This window comes from Candidatus Binataceae bacterium (assembly GCA_035508495.1).
GTDB lineage: Bacteria > Desulfobacterota > Binatia > Binatales > Binataceae > JASHPB01.
The window spans coordinates 71,312-90,156 of record DATJMX010000036.1; the positions used below are offsets into that span (position 1 = coordinate 71,312).

Sequence of the window (18,845 nt, forward strand, 5' to 3'; positions counted from 1 at the left end):
GAATTCCAGGCGCTACTTACCTCCGCTACAAACTGCCGGGAGTTCCCAGAGAACTTTGCTTCTGTTCTCGCAGGTCAGAGTAGCTACTGGCTTCGCGCACTTCCGCAAGTCGTCGATCGAATGATACGGAAGGCCGCATTTATCCTCTAGAAAGGTCTTCCACGTAGTTTCAGGTACATCGAGGATGCCGAGGAAAAACACCGAATGGCCGCCTTGACGGACGGGCGCAAAAAAATTCACCAACAGCTTGGTCGTGAGAGGCCCGGCGGCGACTGCCACCGCAGGTAGATCGAACGTAGTTGCACGATTACGCAGAAACGACGAGTAAAGAAGCGAGATTGGATCCCATGAGGTCACCAACAGATCAGACGAATCGACTATCGTTGACAATTGATGGGCTGCATCTAGACAGGGAGTCGGCTCGCTATGCGCATCGACCGCCCGCGCGAAGCCGGCCGTGACGATGACCAGCGCAGCGAACGCTTCGGGAATAAGCACTTTCCACTGTCGGTGGAGTGTACGCCAGCCAGTGAATATCACGCTCCAGCCGAGAATTACGGCAGCCAACGGCTGTAGCCATAACTTGTCATACAGCGGATCCCAATAAATCAGCGCCAATGCGTCAAATATCAATGCGACGAGGCAACAGCTGAGGAATAAGCGTTGGTTGGGGCTTAGAAGCGCGCGTGCGTAGACGCTGCGAATCACCGTCCACGAGAACCAGAGTATCGAAATCAAAACTGCGCCTACTGCAATCAAAATCGTATCAACAGACTCGGTGCGCAGCGAACGGATTCCTCCATAGTCGAGAGGCAGCGCTCCGAAAATTCCACTGGCGAAGCCGAATGGTAAATTGACTATTTTTGCGATAGTCACTCTGCCATAAACCCGGTCGCCTCCGCCCATCGCAGCGAACCGCCGCCACATATACAGCGGATTAGTAGTTCCGCTGAGGTAGTAAATCGGGACGTAGGCGAGTAGACCGCCAACGATACACCCGGCAAGAAACCATACCAGGCGTTTGCCAGCTTCATTGCCGTCTTTCCACCCCCAGATCAGCGCCAGCTCTGCCGGACCGATCAAAACCATGCTTTCGTAGGTCGCCATCGCGAGCAGCAGGAACGCGCCGCCGGCGAACAATAGCAGGTAAGAGCGAGCCGACAGGCCCCAGGCTGCCAGACCGACGGACACGAAGCTCCACAGAAGTCCGACCATCGGCTCGGCCGTGCTCGTCGCGTGGAGCAGGAAGGCATTGGAAAATGCGTAGGCGGCCGCCGCGGCACTAGCTATCGCGATCCGCCCCGTCGCGCGCTTGCATAGCAGCCAGAATATCGATACCGAACCCGCCGCGGCCAAGGCGTTCATCCACTCGGTAAGGTGCACGAAATTGAATGGATCGGTAGCCTCAATTCCAAACTGCGAGAGGAAATCCCGCCACAAGGTCACATTGGCGTAATATAATAAATGATTGTTATCGCCCGCGATTCGATACGAGTTCCAGTACACATTCACGCAACGAACCGCACCGTCAACGGCGAGATACTGCTGAGTATGCAGCAGGCCGTAGAAAGCCGTACCCGCAAAAAAGATCGCCAGCGCGAGAAGAGCGTCCGCGGAGCCGCTGCCGCTCATTTCACCGCGTTCGATGTCCACAGGTTTATTGAGGTTGGAAATTGTCGAGCTCGTTTTCCATGGGCTCTTCTTTTTCGATTTGGTGCGTAGCACCAGTCGCGAGTTTCTGCTCTTTACCGGATTTTTCGCGCTTGTAATCGACCATCGTGTACTTGTCGATTGCGAACGGCAGGCCTTGCGACTTTATGAATGAGGGCGTGTCGCAGAGCTGGAAGTGCAGGTGCGGCTCGCTCGAGTTGCCGGTGTTGCCCAGATGCGCGATTACGTCACCGACGTGAACCTCGTCACCCTGCTTCACCTTGATCGATCCCGGGATCAGATGCGCATAGGCGGCGAAGTGGCCACCGCCGAGATCCTCGACGATATGATTGCCGGGCAGCGTTTCCCACCTTATCTGCGTCGCGAGCTTGCCGCTGTTGGGCACGTTCTGCGCCACGCCGTCCTGCACTTCGACGATCTTGCCGTCAGCGACCGCATGGATCGGCTGGTCGTAGCAGTAGTAGCTGCGATTGTCGCTCTTGTCGCCGTGATACGTCGCGCCGCGATCATCGACTTGCACCCAATCGATCGCATAGCGCTGTCCGATGTACGGCCGCCCATAAACAACCAGCACGGCGCGACGATGCACGGAGGTATTCGACGGCCCGTTCACCGCCATCCAATGTTCGCCGCGCACCGGCGCCTGAATTACGAACGGCGCGTCCTTGCTGACCGGAGTTGACGCGATGTCAATCGTGCCTGACCCGACGTGACCGCCGCCGCCCAGAATCGAGATCGACGTTTCGAAGCGGTCGGGCACTCCGCGCTCGGGCACGAAATCCGCAAACATAAACAGGATTCCGCTGGCGCCAGGCTGGAGCATCGGGTCCTGCGGCGCGGCTCGATCGGCGGTGATGATCGCGCTGTACATCGCCTTGAGCTTCGGCCCGGTCGCGTCTTCGGCAAAGAGGTCCTTGCCCCCGAGCACGCCCGTCATGCGCACTTCCTTAATCGTGATCGGCTCGTGGCCGAAGTTGGTCAGGTAAACCTCGTAGGCCGAATGCTTGTGCCCGGCGCCGTCGAGGATCGCGGCCTCATGTGGCGCGGGATGCGCGAGGAGCGGCATGTAAAGCGGATCGTTGTAGGGCGGCACCGGCTCGATCTCCGCGCCGATACCCACCACGGCGGCGAGAATCGCGGCCGCGCACGCGACAAACTTTCGCATGATTAAAACTCAGCTTTCGGATTTCGGCTCGTCGCGCTCGTCCGGCTCGTCAACCAGCTCAACTGCTTCGTCGGTCTGGACGATTTCCTCCGCTTCGGCTTCCGCCTCTGCCTCGAGCTCGGGCTCGGCCGGCATGTCGGTTTCGGCAGGCACATCCTCGGGCATCTTCTCGAGGCTCTCGATTGGCTTGGTCTCGGCCTGCTCGACGGCGCGTTCAATCTCGCGGAACTCGGAAAGATCGGGCAGGCTGTCGAGATCCTTAAGCCCGAACAATTCGAGGAACTCGGGCGTGGTCGCGTAAACGATCGGACGGCCGGGCGCTTCCTTGCGCCCCGCGATTTTAACGAGGCGCTTTTCGAGCAGCGTCTCGAGCACGCCGCCGGCATCGACACCGCGCAGCTGCTCGATCTCGGGACGCGTGATCGGCTGGCGATACGCGATGATCGCGAGCGTCTCGAGCAGCGGGCGGCTGAGCCGCGGCGGCTTGGCCGCCAGCAGCTTGCGCACCCACGACGAGTGCTCCTTGGGCGTGCGCATCTGGTAGCCGCCTGCGACCTCGTCGATCGTGACGCCGCGATTGTTGGCGGCGCACTCCGTCGCCATCGTGGCGAGCGTCTTCTGAATCGTGGCGCGTGGCACGTTCTCGAAGATCGCGGTCAGCTTGGCGAGCGAAACCGGCTCGCCGGCCGCGAACAAAAGGCTTTCCAGGATCGATTTCAGTCGTTCTTCTTCCACTCGGACTCCGCTTCCGATTCGGGATTGGATTGCGCCGCTTCCTCGACCGCCATCGGTGCGCGGTTCTCGCCGCGCTCGAGCCAGATCGGTCCGAAGCGGACTTCCTGATACGCGAGGACTTCGCGGCGGCGAATCAGTTCAAGCAGCGCCATAAAAGTTGCGATGACGATCGAGTGATCGCGTGCGTCCTCGAACAGCGTCGCGAATTCGATACGGCCGCCGCCCTCGAGGGCGCCCAAAATTCGCGGGATACAGTGCGCGACCGGGACGTCGCGCAGCACGATACCGCGCGGCACCGCGTCAGCCACCCGCTTCAGCACAAGGCCCATCGCCTCGACCAGGTCGAAGATCGAAACGGTGTAGCGCGGTGCGCTTTCCTCGCCCTCGGGCGCTTTCTCACCCGGCGTGGTGAACACGTCGCGCCCGAGCAGCGCGCGCTCGGCCAGCTTCTCTGCCGCCTCGCGATAGCGTTGATATTCGAGCAGCCGCTCCACCAGGTCAGTCTTGAGGCCCTCGGCTTCTTCTGCGTCCGCGACCCCCGGATGCGGTAGCATCGAGAATGACTTGATGAGCAAGAGGGTCGCCGCCATCACAAGGTATTCGCCGGCGACATCAAGGTTGAGCTGATCGAGCAGCTCCAGGTACGCGAGATACTGCTCGGTGATGATGCTGGCGGTGACGTCGTGCGGATCGAGCTCGGCGCGCTTCAGCAGATGCAGCAACAGGTCGAGCGGCCCCTCGTAAATCGGCAGCCGGAAACGAATCGAGCCGTCGGCCTCGACCTTCGCCGTGATTGTCTCGTCGCTCAAATCAGCACTCGCACGATTGAATTGATTATCGGGCTGATAACCCGTTCGACCGTATCTGTATACAGGAGCAACAGCAGGATGAGGAAGCCGTAGGGCTCGATACGCGAATAAGCGCGCGCCAGCTGCAGCGGCAGAATCCCGGCAAGCACACGGCCGCCGTCGAGCGGCAGCAGCGGGAACAGGTTGAAGACCCCGAGCACGACGTTGATGAAGACCGATGCGCGCGCCATCAGTGCGATCGGCAAAGCGATCTCATTGCCCATCGGTCCATTCAACTTCGACGCCGCGATGCGCATCACGATCGCGCTCAGAACGGCGAGCGAAAAGTTGGTGAGCGGCCCTGCGGCGGATACGACGATCATCCCAAGCCGAAGAGGTTTCAGGCGCCGAAAATCCACCGGTACCGGCTTGGCATAGCCAAAGACAGGCAGATGCAAAAACAAAAGCATCGCGGGAAGGAGAATCGTGCCGAACAAATCGATGTGCGAGATCGGATTGAGCGTGAGCCTGCCGGCGCGCAGCGCGGTATCGTCGCCGAGCTGAAGCGCAACGAAGCCGTGGCTGATTTCGTGCAGGATGATCGCGAAGATCGTCGGCAGCGCCCAGATCGAAATCTGGATCAGGAACTGAGGAAGGTCGTTCAAGCTTTGCGATCCTCGAGCGCGGCGCGTGAGGCGCGCGGATGATAGGTGCGATGAACTTTGCGCAGATGGCTGCGTGAGAGGTGCGTGTAGATTTGCGTCGTCGAGATGTCGGCGTGACCGAGCATCTCCTGCACGGCCCGCAAATCCGCGCCGCCTTCGACCAGGTGCGTCGCGAAGCAGTGACGCAGGCTGTGCGGACTCACCCAGGCGAGCCGCCGATCGTACGACGCCCATTCCTTGAGCGCTTTGAAAAATCCCTGCCGCGTCATCTTGCTGCCGAGCCGCGTGATGAACACCGCGGTCGAGCGAATCGGTTTCGGCGCGCGGCGATCCTCCTCGAAGTTCGCGCCGGCCGGAATGAAGTTGCGCAGCGCGAGGTATGACTTGAGCGCGCGCTTGGCTGCGCCGCCCACCGGCACCATCCGCTCCTTCGATCCCTTGCCGAGCACGATGATCACGCCCGCTTCGAGATTCACCTGATGCAGCTCGAGGTTGACGAGCTCAGACACGCGCAGGCCGCATCCATACGCCAGCTCGAGCATTGCGCGATCGCGCTTGCCGCGCGGAGTCGATGCGTCGATCGATTCGATTAGTTGTGCGATTTGCTCGCGGCCCATCGTGCGCGGGAGTTTGCGCGGATGCGGCCGGAGCTTCACCGCGGGCGCCGGGTCGCGCTCGATCACTTTCTCGTCGACCATGTGCCGCGCGAGGCCGCGCAGGCTTGCCAGATGGCGCCGCTGCGTCGTCACTTCGAACTCACGCTCAGCGAGCATCTCGAGGTACTTGGTCAGCGCCGCGGAATCGAACGCAGGTGGCGCGAGCTTGTGCAGCATCGCCCATTCGGCAAAATCGCGCAGATCGCGCGAATATGCTTCCATCGAATGCGGGCTGAGGCCGCGCTCGACCGCCTGGCGGCTCAGGTGCCCATCGATGAGCGCTTCCCACGAGGCGGTGCTCAAGCGCGAACTTCCTCGCTCGGAACCGGCCGCTCGTCGATCTTGTCCGTGAGGATAGTGCGCAGCTCGCGCATGCGCTCGATGTCGGTGATCTTCTGCCCGTTGCGATCGCTGACGTAGAAAGCGTCGAGCGCCTGGTCGGCATTGGTCGATATGCGCGCGAGATGGATCAGCAGTCCGAGCTTGAAGAACGTGTGCGTGATCGCAAACAGCAATCCGACGCGATCCTGCGTGAAAACATCGATGACAGTGAGTTCTTCGGAGGTGCGGTTGTCGACGGTGACTTCGGTCGCCACCCGGCGCAGAAATTTCCGGCCCGCCGTGCGCACGTGATGCGCCGCGGCCACCAGCTCGCCGATATCCTGCTTGCCGTTCACGACGCGCTCCAGATCCTGATCGACACGCTGCCATCGGTCCTCTTCCATCGCCATCGTCGCGTCGGTGCCGGCATGCGAAAGGCGAAAGGTGTCGATCGCGATACCGTTGGTGCGGGTCGTGATTCGTGCTGACAGGATGTTGAGATTGTTGGCGGTCAGCGCGCCCGCGATCATCGAGAAGAGCCCGGGCTGGTCGCGCGTCACGACGATATATTCGCTGAACTCGCGATCGGGATAGTGGCGCACGCGGCTGACCAGCGGATGCTCGGCGAGCGCGCGCATCAACTCGAAGTGCACGAGCATGTCAGGCTCGGGCGTGATGAAGAAGTATCGATCCGGCATCTCATCGAGAAACAACTCGACGGCATCGAGCGGCGCGCCGCGATCGGTCAAGTCCTTGCTCACCGCCGTTTTGACCGTGAGCAGGCGCCGCGCGGGATCGACCGTCTCCTTGTCGCCCTGCTCGAGCACTTTGAGCGCGCGCAGGTAGAGATCGGAAAGCAGCATGTTGCGCCAGTTGTTGTAGACCTTGGGCGCGACCGCGCGCATATCGGCGTAGGTCAGAAGGTAGAGCGCCTTGAGCCGCTCGATCGAGCCGACCTCGCGCGCGAATTCGGTCACGGTCGTAGGATCGTCGAGATCGCCCTTCTGCGCGATCTGCGACATCATCAAATGATCGCGCACCAGGAAAACGACGAGATCGATCTGCTCCGAATCGAGGCCGAGCCGCTTCGATACTTCGACGGTGAGATTCGCGCCGCGCTCGTGATGGTCATGGCCGTGGCCCTTGCCGATGTCGTGCAGCAGGAGCGCCAGGAACACGAGCGGCAGACAGTCGAGCTGGCGCGCGACCTCGGTCAAGAGCGGAGTCGTCTCCTTGAACTTGCCGATGCGCAGACTCTCCAGCTCCTTGACCGCGACCAGCGAATGACGATCGACGGTGTAGATATGGTAGAGGTCGTGCAGCACGCGCGCGTAGAGATTGCCGAACTCCGGAATTACCGCGCCCAGAACGCCAGACAGATGCATCGCCTCGAGCGTTTCTGCCACGCGCTCGCGGCCGGCGAGAACCTGCATCAGGATCGTGCCGACCCGGGGATCGTGACGGACGGTATCGTCGATGAGCCCCAGGTTGTCGCGCACGAGCTGGTAGGCGCTGCCTGAAAGCCCGACCAGTTGCGACTGACAGTCAGCATAGATCGTCAACAAGTTAAGCGGATCGTTCTTGAAAAGCTGCGGATCGCTGACCGAGAGCAGATTCTGCTGAATCGTCACGCCGGGGCGAATCTTGCGGACCGGCACGCGATTGAAGAAACGGCCACCGGGGCTGTTCTCGGTGACGCGCGCGATCAGGCCCTCGGCGAAGCGATGAATCGTCGTCGCGTGCTGGTAGTACTCGCGCATCAGCGCCGCGCCCGCCATCTCGCCCTCACGCGGGCGTAGTCCGAGCTGCGGCTCGATTTTTTCCTGCATCTCGAAGCTGAGCTGATCGAAATGGCGCCGCGCCGTGAAGTGCAGCGCGTTGCGCACGCGCCACATGAAGTCGCGCGCCTCGAGCACTTCCTTAAGCTCGGGCTCGGTGATGACGGCCTTTTGGACCAGCTCTTCGACCGAATGGATCTTGTACTTGACCTTGGCAAGCCACAGCGCGGTGTGCAGATCGCGCATCCCGCCCTCGCCTTCCTTGAGCTGAGGCTCGAGCAGGTAGATCGAATCGCCATACTTCTGATGGCGTTCGCGGCTCTCCTCGAGCTTGGTCTTGAAGAACTGATCCTGGTTGCGATTGAGCACTTCGCTGAGGAGGATTTTTTCGAGATCGACGTAAAGCTTTTCCTCGCCGCACAAAAATCGCGCGTCGATAATCGCGGTTTTTTCCTTGAAGTCGGTGTTGGCCAGCCGCACGCATTCTTTGGCAGTGCGCACGCCGTGACCGACGCTGACGCCGGCGTCCCATAGCGCGTGGAGCGTGATCTCGGTGACGAACTCGAGATACGGCCCGCGCTTGTAGTCGTGAAGATAGAGCAGATCGATATCCGACCACGGGTTGAGCTCGCCCCGCCCGTAGCCGCCGCGGGCGACGATCGCGACGCGCTGGTTGAGCTTGTGCCCGTGACGCGCAAACTCGGCCTCGGCGTAACGAAACAGCGCCCGCATCAGCGCGTCGGTCGCGGCCGTCATGCCCATCACGACTTCGCTGCCGCTGGCGCCCGCCAGATGACGCTCGTGCAACTCTTCTCTTACTGAATCGAGATAGGCGCGCGTGAGCTCGCCCGGCTTGCGGCCGCGCTCGAACTCCTGGAAGAGAGCGTCGTCGCTGCGGAGACTCGATAAATCGAGAGCGCCGCCGGCGCCATTTTGCCGAGAGACCGCCTCGCTCACAGATTTCCCACGGCCGCGTCTGAGCTCAGGTAGTGCCGCACGGCTTCCGCGATACCGTCAGCCAGAAGCTCCTGGTATTGCGGGGACTTCAGACGCTTGGCCTCGCTCGGGTTCGACAGGAAGCCGCACTCGACCAGCACCGACGGCATATGCGCACCGACCAGCACGTAAAAAGGACCCTTTTTCGCTCCGAGTGCGTTCACCTCGACTCCCAGTCCGCTGGTCAGATCGGCGACCGTTTGCGCATCGATCATCCTGGCCAGCGAGGCCGAATCATTCGCCTTATAGTTCTGGCGCAGGTCGGCCAGGATGTAGTTTAGGTTGGAGTCCCCGGTGGCGCCATAGTCGGTCGTGCCGCCATTCTCCATCCGGGCGAGGCGGATCGTCGCGCGGTCGGTCGTATTGTTGAGATAGTAAACTTCAATGCCGGTCGTGTCGGGATTGGGACTCGAGTTGAGATGAATCGACAGGAACAGATCGGCGCCGGCGTTGTTAGCAGCCTCGGTGCGATCGTGCAGGCTGATGAAATCGTCGGTCGAGCGCGTCATCTCGGCTCGGATACCACTTTCCTCGAGCGCGCGCTTCACCTGCATCGCAATTTGCAGCGCCAGGTCCTTCTCCAAGATTCCTGATTCGGATGCCGTGCCCGGATCGTAGCCGCCGTGGCCCGGATCGATCATGACGAGCGGATGTCCGGGCGTGGCGGGCTCGATACTCACCGGCTCCACTTCGGAGGGATGCGGCCGCTCGATCACGGGACCGCCATAGCGATACTCGGGAGCTGACGGCGCAGCAATCTCGGGCGGCGCCGCGGAGGCGACGTAGCGACTGCGACGCTTGGGCGCGATGTCGTTATGCACGAGGATCGGTGCGGCAAGATTCGGCACAGCGCCCGCGGGTGCGAGCCGCAACAGAATCTCGTGATTCAAGCGCGCGATCGCATAGTCAGCTTTGCCCTGAACGTCGATGACGATGCGCTGATGTCCGTCGGCATCCATCGCACGCAACGCCTTGAGCGGCGGCGATTCCAGTCCGTAAAGCGGGCGCGGCGGCACGTCGAGATGCGCGCCGTCGAGATCGATCCAGAGTTCGCTGCCATGCGCACTCAGATGCATCCGCGGCGCTACACCTTCGAACTCGAAATGAATCTCCTGCGCTGCGCCGTGACGGGTGATCTGAACTGAAGTGAGGTTCGGAAGGGAAGCATGAGCGCGCGCGGCCATCGCGGCGATCGTCAACGCCACCGCAGCCGCGAACGAAAACGCACGAAAGCTCCGCGCCACAATCCCCTCCAACTCCGAGCCAAATGATAGCTAGTGCGAAGAGCTTATGCGACGCCTGCCGGTCGGCTAGAAGGTGATATTCAGATTTCCGATACTTATCCATGCCGATCGACGATCCGACAATCCCGGGTTCGCTGGAGGTCTATCGAAGGATAGAAGCGCGGTAGTTTGCTCTAGATTCGGATGGCGACCCAGTGGTTTCCGACCAGGTCTTTCGAACGCACGAGATGTCACTGTTTCGATGCGATCGGGTCACAGCAGACGAAGCTATTCGCAGGACATCAGAGCGACGGGCTCGCGATAATCACGATTCAGAAGATTCGAAATGCAGGCTGCATCGTGGTTGTCGCCCGGCCATCTGCTTGCCTATCGTGCAGACGATCCGGGCAAACGAATTTCGGGCGGTACAGCAATCTTCAGCGAATCCAACAGCCACTCCGCGCGCGGCCCGCTACATGTAATACGGCTTTGCCAGTTCGTCGAATTTACCGTACATCAGCCAGACTTTGACGTTGAAGGCGTGGGGATGCTCGATCGGCGCTTTGCCGATGGCCTTCATGCCGAGTTGCCTGTAGAGCTCGTAGAGCGGCTCGACCGGGTTGGTGATGATGAGCTTGGGCCGGCGCGAGAAGAGGAATAACCGCGCCGTGTCCGACATCATGCGGACCAGGCCCTTGCCCTGGTAAGTGGGATCGATGACCATCCCGCCGAACTCCCAGACTTCGCTCGCCATGATGCCGCGGAAGAGTGACGGCGGATAAAGATGACCGAGTGTTAGCGGCGCCTCGGCGAGGCATCGCGCCCAGAACGCGCCGATGAGCGGCGGCCGGCGCCGTTCCCCTCCCCGCTTCACGCTGTAGAGCCCGAAATGCAGCGCCAGCGGCCAGAGCAGAACGTGGACGCGCTTTTCCTCGACGTTGAGCATGGTCCAGGTGCGGCGATGGAGAGCCTGCAGCTCGCGCAGTCCGAGCGAAGTGCCGATGGGACGAACTTCGAGCCGTTCTTCCGACTCGGCCTCGGCGACCGGGCGCGCGAAGGTCACGTTCTGCTGCATCTCGACGGATGCGCTCTCCGTCCCAGTCGCAGCACGCCTCGATTGAACGATCGTCTCCGAGTGGCCGTCCTTTCCCGCCGCCATCAGTGAACCTCGGGGCATCGATGAGAAGTCATCGATGCTCCAGCACGAAATCCATCAATGATCGCCCCCCTAAACGGCGAACCTCGGACCATCAGGTGCTGACAAAACTCCGCGCTATCAAGGATTTGGAGCTGCGCGGAGCGATGCCACTATACGCAATGCGCAGGTGAATACGAAGTCTGCTGACGCGGCCTCAATTTCAAAATGAAAAGGGCGCCCTCGTTCGAAGGCGCCCTCTGGTTGCAGTTTCGTTACAAGTTAGAGCTTTGCGTACACGGACTTGATCTGGGTGTAGAGCTCGATCGCATGCTTGCCGAGCTCGCGGCCGAAGCCCGACTGCTTGTAGCCGCCAAACGGCGACATCGGATCGATCTGACCGTAGGTGTTGATCCAGACCGTGCCCGCCTTGAGCTTGCGCGCGATCGTATGGGCGCGGCTGATGTCCTTGGTCCACACGGCGGCGGCAAGGCCGTACGTCGTGTCGTTGCCCTGGAACACCGCGTCGTTTTCATCCTTGAACGCGATCGCCGAAGCGACCGGGCCAAAGATCTCTTCGCGCGCGATCTTCATCTGATTGTTGACACCCGTGAAGACCGTGGGCTGGATGAAGTAGCCGCGCTCCTGGTTGCCGGCCTCGCCACCGATCTTGGCCTTGGCGCCCTCGTCCTTGCCGATCTTCAGGTAGCCCTTCACGCGGTCGTGCTGCTCCTTCGATACCAACGGGCCCATGCGGGTGCCGGGATCGAGAGGATTGCCGAGCGTTATCGACTTGGCGAACTGCGACATGCCTTCGGTGAACTGGTCGTAGACCTTCTCTTGCACGAACACGCGCGAGCCGGCGCAGCATACCTGGCCCTGGTTCATGAAGATTCCGATGCTCGAGCCGAAGACTGCCTGCTCCATGTCCGCATCGGGGAAAATGATGTTCGGCGACTTGCCGCCGAGCTCGAGCGATACACGCTTCAGGTTGCCAGCCGAGGCCTTCAGGATGATCTTGCCGACTTCGGTCGAACCGGTGAACGCGACCTTGTCGATATCAGGATGCTCGGCGATCGAGCTGCCGGCGCCGGGGCCGAATCCGGTGATGATCTGCACGACGGACTCAGGCAGTCCTGATTCGAGGATCAGCTCGCCCAGGCGAATCGCGGTGAGCGGCGTCTGCTCGGCGGGCTTCAGGATCACGACGTTGCCGCACGCGAGCGCAGGCGCGATCTTCCACGACGCCATCAAGAGCGGGAAGTTCCACGGAATGATCTGTCCGCATACGCCAACCGCTTCGCGCAGCGTGTAGTTGAACATCGAGGGATCCGAGGGATTGGTCTCGCCATAAATCTTGGTGGCGAAGCCGGCGTAATAGCGAAAGGTCTCGGCGGCGCCGGGGACGTCGATATTCTTCGACTCGAAGAGCGGCTTGCCGTTGTCGAGCGATTCGAGCTCGGCCAGCTCGTCGGCGTTCTTCTCGATCAGATCAGCAATCTTGAGCAGCGCCTTGGTGCGATCATGCGGGCGCATCGAGGCCCAGGGGCCTTCCTCGAAAGCCTTGCGCGCGGCCTTTACCGCCTCATCGACGTCGGCCTTGTCGCCTTCGGCAACGAGAGCCAGCACTTCTTCGTTGGCCGGGTTGAGAGTCTCGAAGGTCTTGCCCGACTTGGACGGAACCCACTTGCCTGCGATCAGAAGCTTCTTCGGCGAATTTTTGAGGAAACTGAGCGCGGCGCTCGATTTCGCACCTCTGGCGGCGCTTTCTAGTGACGGTGATGCACCCATCGTTGGTATCTCCTATCGAAATTTGTATTCGCCGTGTGCGGGTGTCCGCCCCGCGGGAATGGACATGGCGAGTGATCCCAGTCTCAATAACACCTTCATCGTAATAAATCGACAGAGAACGGGTAAAGGGAAAATCGCCATGCAGGGGCGGCTGCGGCTCGGTCCCGCCCCGCTTTTGCCCGCGCTCGGTAACCCGCTATCCTGCGTCCCGGCACTACTTCGGTGACGGTCAAGACCACACCTCTGATGGCCCAGTACCTGGGTGTCAAGCAGCGCGTGCCCGACGCGATTCTGTTTTTCCGCCTCGGCGACTTCTACGAGATGTTCTTCGAGGACGCCGAGGTCGGGGCGCGTGTGCTCGATATCCAGCTCACGTCACGCTCGAAAGACGGCGTGCCGCTGTGCGGCGTGCCGTATCATGCCGCAGAGCCATATATCGCCAAGCTCTTGAAGGCCGGCTACAAGGTCGCGATCTGCGAGCAGGGGCCGATCGACGGCAAGTCCAAGCTCGTGCCGCGTGAGATCGTCCGCGTGATCACGCCGGGCACCGTCGGCGAGGAGATGGTGCTGACGGCGGCCGAGAAGAGCTACCTCGCATCGTTGGCGGAAGCGGCGGATGGCGGCTTTGCGCTGGCGGCGCTCGACGTATCAACGGGAGAATTCATCGCGACCACGATTCGCGAGGCGGCGACGCTGCGCGAGGAGCTGGCGCGACTGCGGCCGCGCGAGTTGATCGTCGCCGCCGCGAGCGAGGGACTAAGCGCCGCGCTCGACGGCGTCGAATGCACCCTGAGCGCGCTCGACGCCGAGCGCTACTCGGCCGCGATCGCGGCCGAAGCGCTCGCGCGGCGCTTTCCGGATGCGAGTCTCGACGAGGCGATAGCGCAGGCCGCAGGCCGCGCGATCGCCTACGTCGAGGAGACCTTCGGCCGCGACCTGGCGCATTTCACAGCGCCGCGCATTTATCGCGCAGCGGAGTACATGCTCGTCGACGACACGACGCGGCGGCACCTCGAGCTGGTCGCAGCGTCCGACGGCTCGCGCCGCGGCTCGCTGCTGTCGATTCTCGATGAAACGCTGACTGCGGTCGGCGCCCGCACGCTCGCGAATTGGATCGTCTATCCCCTGCTCTCGCGCGAGGATATTGCTGCGCGGCACGACGGCGTCGAAGAACTCTTCGACGCGGATCTCGGCGGCGCCGTCGCCGATGCGCTGAGGCACATCGGCGACCTGGAGCGCCTCGCGGGCCGCGTCGGCAGCATGCGCGCCTCGCCACGCGATTGCGCACGCCTGGGCGACGCGCTCAGCGCCGTCGCCGATTTGCAGCTCGCGATGCGCTCGCTGGCGAGCCCACTCATCAAGGCGCTCGCCGATCGAATCGAGCCGCGGCCCGTAATCGTCGAGCAAATCACCACCACGCTCTCCGACGAGCCACCCGTGCTCGCGCGCGACGGCAATGTGATCCGCACCGGGTTCAGCGCCGAAGTCGATGAGCTCCGCGCGCTCGCCAGCGACGCTCGCGGCGTAATCGCCCAGCTCGAAGCCGAGGAGCGCGCCCGCACTCAAATTCCGTCGCTCAAAGTCCGCTACAACAGCGTCTTCGGCTACTACATCGAAGTAACCAAGGCACATCTCGAACGCGTCCCCGCGGACTACGAGCGCAAGCAGACTCTGGTCGGCGCCGAGCGCTTTACGATGCCGGGTCTCAAGGAGCTCGAACGCAAAATTCTCACGGCGGAGACCGGCCTCAAGGAACTCGAGTTGCAGCTTTTCACCAAGATGTTGCGCGATTTGCAGGGCGTGAGCGCGGCGATCCTGGAAACCGCTCGCGCGGTGGGCGAATTCGATGCGCTCATGTCGCTGGCACGCGTCGCGCGTCGTCGCGGCTATGTGCGGCCAAAGATCAACTCGGGCCTGCGCATCCGCATTCGCGACGGGCGGCATCCGGTCCTCGAAGCGGGGATGCGCACGGGGGAGTTCGTGCCCAACGATCTCGACGCCGATCCCGATTCGCGCCAGCTCGCGCTTATCACCGGCCCGAACATGGCGGGCAAATCGACGTATCTGCGGCAGGTCGCCGTGCTCGTCATCATGGCCCAGATCGGCAGCTTCGTCCCGGCGGCGGAAGCGACGATTGGCCTCGTCGACCGCGTGCTCACGCGAATCGGCGCGCGCGACGAACTGCGCCGCGGCGAATCGACCTTCATGGTCGAGATGAGCGAGACGGCGCGCCTGCTCAAGGGCCTCACAGAGCGCAGCCTGCTGCTGCTCGACGAAGTCGGCCGCGGCACGAGCACGTTCGACGGCCTCGCGATCGCATGGGCCGTCGCGGAATATCTGCACGATCAGACGCGCGCCAAGGTTCTGTTCGCGACGCATTTTCACGAGCTGACCGACCTCGCCCGCGATCGCCCGCGCGTGCGCAACCTCAGCATGGCGGTGCGCGAATGGGGCAGCGAAGTGCTGTTCCTGCGGCGCGTCATCGAGCAGCCCGCGTCGCGCAGTTATGGAATCGAAGTCGCGCGCCTCGCCGGCCTGCCCGACTCGATCATCGCACGCTCAAAAGAAATTCTGACGAATCTGGAGCAAGGCGAGCTCGATGAAGCCGGAATGCCAAGACTGGCGCATCATCGGCGCGCCTCGAAACCCGTCGCGCAGATGAGTCTCTTCTCACCGCTCGAAAGCCGAATAATCGACGAGCTTCGCGCCACCGACGTCGATCGCATGACGCCAATCGACGCGCTCGCAACGCTGGCGCGATTGAAGTCGCGATTATCGAACGACGAGAAATAGCTATCCGGCGATTACTCAGAAAAAAAGGAAGTTGCTAACGCGCCTTCCTTATTTCTTGCTAATGCCCGTCGGGACCGAGCGATTGGCCGAGCTTCTGCATTTCGGCGCCGAATTGTTGCCAGTTGCCCTGCTTCAGCGCGTCCATCGCGCGATTGTAGTGCGATGAGGCCTGTTCGAGATCGGGTTTGCCATTCGGCGGCGGCATCGCCGTCTGCGCCGGCGCGATTGCCGGTGCCGTCGTCGAGACCAGCGTTGGGGCCGGCACCTGCTGATTGCTGAACAGCGAGGTTAGCGTCAGGTCGAGCGTGTCGCCCATCACCACGCGATCGCTGTAGGCCGCGATCACGCGCTGAAGCTGCGGCAATTGCCCATTTTCGGCGCGGATGAAAAGCGGCTCGACGTATAGCAGCGCGTCCTGCACGGGAATCACCAGCAGATTGCCGAGCAGCACCTTCGAGCCCATCTGATTCCATAGTGACAACTGCCGCGAAATCTCGGGATCCTGGTTGATTCGCGCCTGGATCTGATACGGACCGTAGAAGAGCTTGTCCTTCGAAAATGAATACTCAAACAGATGACCATAGTCGGTCCCGTCGCATCGCGCGGCCAACCACGAAATCATATTGTCGCGCCCGTGCGGCACCATCGGCAGCATCAAAATATATTCGTCCTGCTTCTCGCCGGGCAGCCGCATGATTACGTAGTAGGGCTGCATCTGGATGGTCTGGCCGCCGTAATTCTCGTTCGGAAAGCCCCACAGGTCTTCGCGATTGTAGAAAACCTGCGGGTCGGTCATGTGATAGGTGCGATAGATATCCGCCTGGACGAGAAAGAAGTCTTCCGGATAGCGAATATGCGCATGCAGGTCCGAGGGCATCTGCGCCATCGGCTTGAACAACGCCGGGAAGATTCGCTCCCAGGTGCGCACGATAGGATCGTCGGGATCGGCGACGTAAAAATTGGTCTCCCCCGTGTACGCATCCACAACGATTTTCACTGAGTTGCGAATATAGTTCAGGTCGCCGATGTCAGTGTGCTCGATCTGCGAATATGGGTAATGATCGCTCGTCGTGTACGCGTCGACGATCCAGACAAGATGACCGTCATGAATAACAGCGTAAGGATCATTATCTACAGTAAGAAACGGCGCGAGATACTTGATCCGGTCAATAATATTGCGACGAATCATTATCTTGCTCTTGGGGACGATATTCTCGGTCACGAGCAAGTTGATATCGCGATAGAAAATGCTGAACAGCAGGCGCCGGAAGAGTCCGTGAATCGGGACGCCGCCGGCGCCTGAATAATAACTAAATACGTTGTCAGCGCCGCGCGGATAGTCGAACTCCGGAGTCGCCGAGTCCACGATCGCATAGTTGTCGCGCGGCTCCTGGCCGAAATAGATCGCGGGCTGATCGAGCTTGAGACCCACGTCCGACACCGCCGGGATGTCCTTGAGGTAAAAGACCGGCAGTCCTTCGGAATCCTTCTCGTTGACGGGACTCATCGCGAGGCCGGCGCCGTGGGTGAACTTGAGATGCTGATTGACCCAGGTCTGCGCGTTCTCCGGCAACGCCTCGACGTTCATCTCGCGCGCCGAGAGCATCACCTCGGTGTACTGCCCGTTGATCCAGTAACGATCGATATCGACGTCGCGGAAGTCGTAGTAAAGGCGGATTTCCTGCAACTGTTTATACGTGTCGATCAGCGGGCGCGGGTCCCACAATCGGATATTCTTGACCGTCGCGGCGTCCTGATGAACCCCGGCGAGCGTGAGATTGTTCTTGCCCGCGAAGGGCTTCACGTCGATCCCGTCGAGCCGATACGCATGCCGCGTCGATTCGATATTGCGCTCGAGGTACGGCTTCTCGATTCGCAACTCGTCGGGCTTGACGAAAAGCCGCTCAATCACGGGCTGGATCAGATTCAGGATAAGCGCCGGGCCGAAGACGATTATGAACGCGACGACCGGCAGCCTGAGGCCGCCCGTCCGCGCGTTCGCAAGGCATAGCCCCGCGGCAGCAAGCGCCAATATCACCAGCAGCCAGAAACCCGGCTGCCAGAGGATCCGATCGACGTAGCGCAGGCCGAATACGACGCCGTCGGTATGCAGCAGCAGGCCGTAGCGCGCCAGCCAGTAGCTCATCGCGCGCTGCACGAAGAACAGCGCGAGCAATATCGAAAGATGCGTGGCGGCCGCGGGCGATATTCGTGGCGGCGATTCGCGGAAATCGATCGAGCCGCGCGACCAGTACACGCCGACCGTCGCAGCAGTCATCAGGAACAGCAGAACCAAAAAGAGGTCGCGCAGCTCTTCGAGGAACGGCACCGAGAAGATGTAAAAGCCGATGTCCTTACCGAACGCAGGATCGGTAGTGCCGAACGGCACGCCGTAAAAGCCTTTAAGGTAGAGATCCCAGTTCGCGGCCTCGCCCTGGGCGACAAAGAGCGCCAGCACCGCCGCGCCCGCGATCACTATAAGGCGCCATGGCACGCGATCGCCGAGCGCGCGAATCAGCTCGGGCAGGTTGACCTCGACCATCTCGTCGGCGCGCCGCACGACGCGCAGCCGCTCGCGGCTCCATTTGATCGCGAGCAGGCCGTTCAGCGAGACCACGACGAAAGTGACCACCCAGGCAAGGCCGAAGATCCCAACTTCGGCGCCGACCGTGGTCGAAAAGACCTCCGAAAATCCGAGGTTCCCGTACCATAGGAAATCGACCAGCAGTTGATCGAGCACGCTCACCGAGATGAGCGCGACGAGCACGATAGCCGCCAGGGCAAACAGGAGGTAGCGCGGTCGCATCTTGGTTCAGGCGTTCCGCGCTATCGCTGTAACATGCTCGCGGACAATGTCAGGCGGGCAGAGCCAGATGAAAATCTTGAACGCGACGAATGCCACCAGCATCCAGTCGAGCTCGCCGACGATCGGGATCATATCGAGCTCCAGCGCCGGCGGCGTCAACAGCACCAGCAACGCCATCACGGGCACCAGCTTGGGCAGGATTCCCACCCGCGAATCGTTCATCAAGCGATAAAAGACCCGCGCAAACTGGGGCAGGTACATGAACAGCTTCCGCATCTGAAGCGGCCGCAAAAAGCCCAGGCTGAGTATCGAGCGAAACATT

The 18,845-nt window shown here is 61.4% G+C and carries 13 protein-coding genes; 1 reads left to right on the plus strand and 12 read right to left on the minus strand.

The window, feature by feature from the left end:
- Positions 1-12: 12 nt before the first annotated feature.
- From VMA09_12320 to VMA09_12365, 10 genes are all read right to left on the minus strand, one after another.
- Positions 13-1,725 carry a hypothetical protein gene (locus tag VMA09_12320; GenBank protein HUA34385.1) on the minus strand — a complete coding sequence of 571 codons (1,713 nt, stop codon included), beginning with the start codon at positions 1,723-1,725 and terminating at the stop codon, positions 13-15.
- Positions 1,658-2,836 carry a M23 family metallopeptidase gene (locus VMA09_12325; protein ID HUA34386.1) on the minus strand — a complete coding sequence of 393 codons (1,179 nt, stop codon included), beginning with the start codon at positions 2,834-2,836 and terminating at the stop codon, positions 1,658-1,660. Before VMA09_12325 ends, VMA09_12320 begins: the two co-directional genes overlap by 68 nt.
- A 9-nt stretch (positions 2,837-2,845) precedes the next feature.
- Entirely contained in the window at positions 2,846-3,571 is a 726-nt protein-coding gene (scpB, locus tag VMA09_12330; protein ID HUA34387.1) for an SMC-Scp complex subunit ScpB, read from the minus strand.
- Positions 3,553-4,380, minus strand: coding sequence for a segregation/condensation protein A (locus VMA09_12335; protein ID HUA34388.1), 828 nt, complete (start codon positions 4,378-4,380; stop codon positions 3,553-3,555). Before VMA09_12335 ends, scpB begins: the two co-directional genes overlap by 19 nt.
- A complete protein-coding gene (locus tag VMA09_12340) occupies positions 4,377-5,024 on the minus strand; it encodes a site-2 protease family protein (protein ID HUA34389.1) in 648 nt (215 codons plus the stop codon). The genes VMA09_12335 and VMA09_12340 overlap by 4 nt, the downstream gene beginning before the upstream one ends.
- Entirely contained in the window at positions 5,021-5,983 is a 963-nt protein-coding gene (locus VMA09_12345) for a tyrosine recombinase (GenBank protein ID HUA34390.1), read from the minus strand. The genes VMA09_12340 and VMA09_12345 overlap by 4 nt, the downstream gene beginning before the upstream one ends.
- Positions 5,980-8,736 (minus strand): [protein-PII] uridylyltransferase, encoded by a 2,757-nt coding sequence (glnD, locus tag VMA09_12350; GenBank protein HUA34391.1) that lies wholly within the window; start codon positions 8,734-8,736, stop codon positions 5,980-5,982. The genes VMA09_12345 and glnD overlap by 4 nt, the downstream gene beginning before the upstream one ends.
- On the minus strand, positions 8,733-10,019 hold the full coding sequence (locus tag VMA09_12355; protein ID HUA34392.1) for an N-acetylmuramoyl-L-alanine amidase: 1,287 nt from the start codon (positions 10,017-10,019) through the stop codon (positions 8,733-8,735). The genes glnD and VMA09_12355 overlap by 4 nt, the downstream gene beginning before the upstream one ends.
- A 451-nt stretch (positions 10,020-10,470) precedes the next feature.
- Positions 10,471-11,175, minus strand: coding sequence for a hypothetical protein (locus VMA09_12360; protein ID HUA34393.1), 705 nt, complete (start codon positions 11,173-11,175; stop codon positions 10,471-10,473).
- A gap of 240 nt (positions 11,176-11,415) precedes the next feature.
- Positions 11,416-12,924, minus strand: a complete 1,509-nt coding sequence (locus tag VMA09_12365; GenBank protein HUA34394.1) for an aldehyde dehydrogenase family protein — start codon at positions 12,922-12,924, stop codon at positions 11,416-11,418.
- A 222-nt stretch (positions 12,925-13,146) separates the two neighbouring features.
- Between VMA09_12365 and mutS the strand changes: the two genes are divergently transcribed.
- Complete coding sequence (mutS, locus tag VMA09_12370; GenBank protein ID HUA34395.1) at positions 13,147-15,717, plus strand: DNA mismatch repair protein MutS; 2,571 nt, start codon at positions 13,147-13,149, stop codon at positions 15,715-15,717.
- A 58-nt stretch (positions 15,718-15,775) separates the two neighbouring features.
- Here mutS and VMA09_12375 read toward each other — a convergent pair whose 3' ends face one another.
- Both VMA09_12375 and VMA09_12380 read right to left on the minus strand, forming a co-directional pair.
- Entirely contained in the window at positions 15,776-18,523 is a 2,748-nt protein-coding gene (locus VMA09_12375) for a UPF0182 family protein (GenBank protein HUA34396.1), read from the minus strand.
- A gap of 6 nt (positions 18,524-18,529) precedes the next feature.
- Positions 18,530-18,844, minus strand: a complete 315-nt coding sequence (locus tag VMA09_12380) for a hypothetical protein (GenBank protein HUA34397.1) — start codon at positions 18,842-18,844, stop codon at positions 18,530-18,532.
- Position 18,845 lies beyond the last annotated feature (1 nt).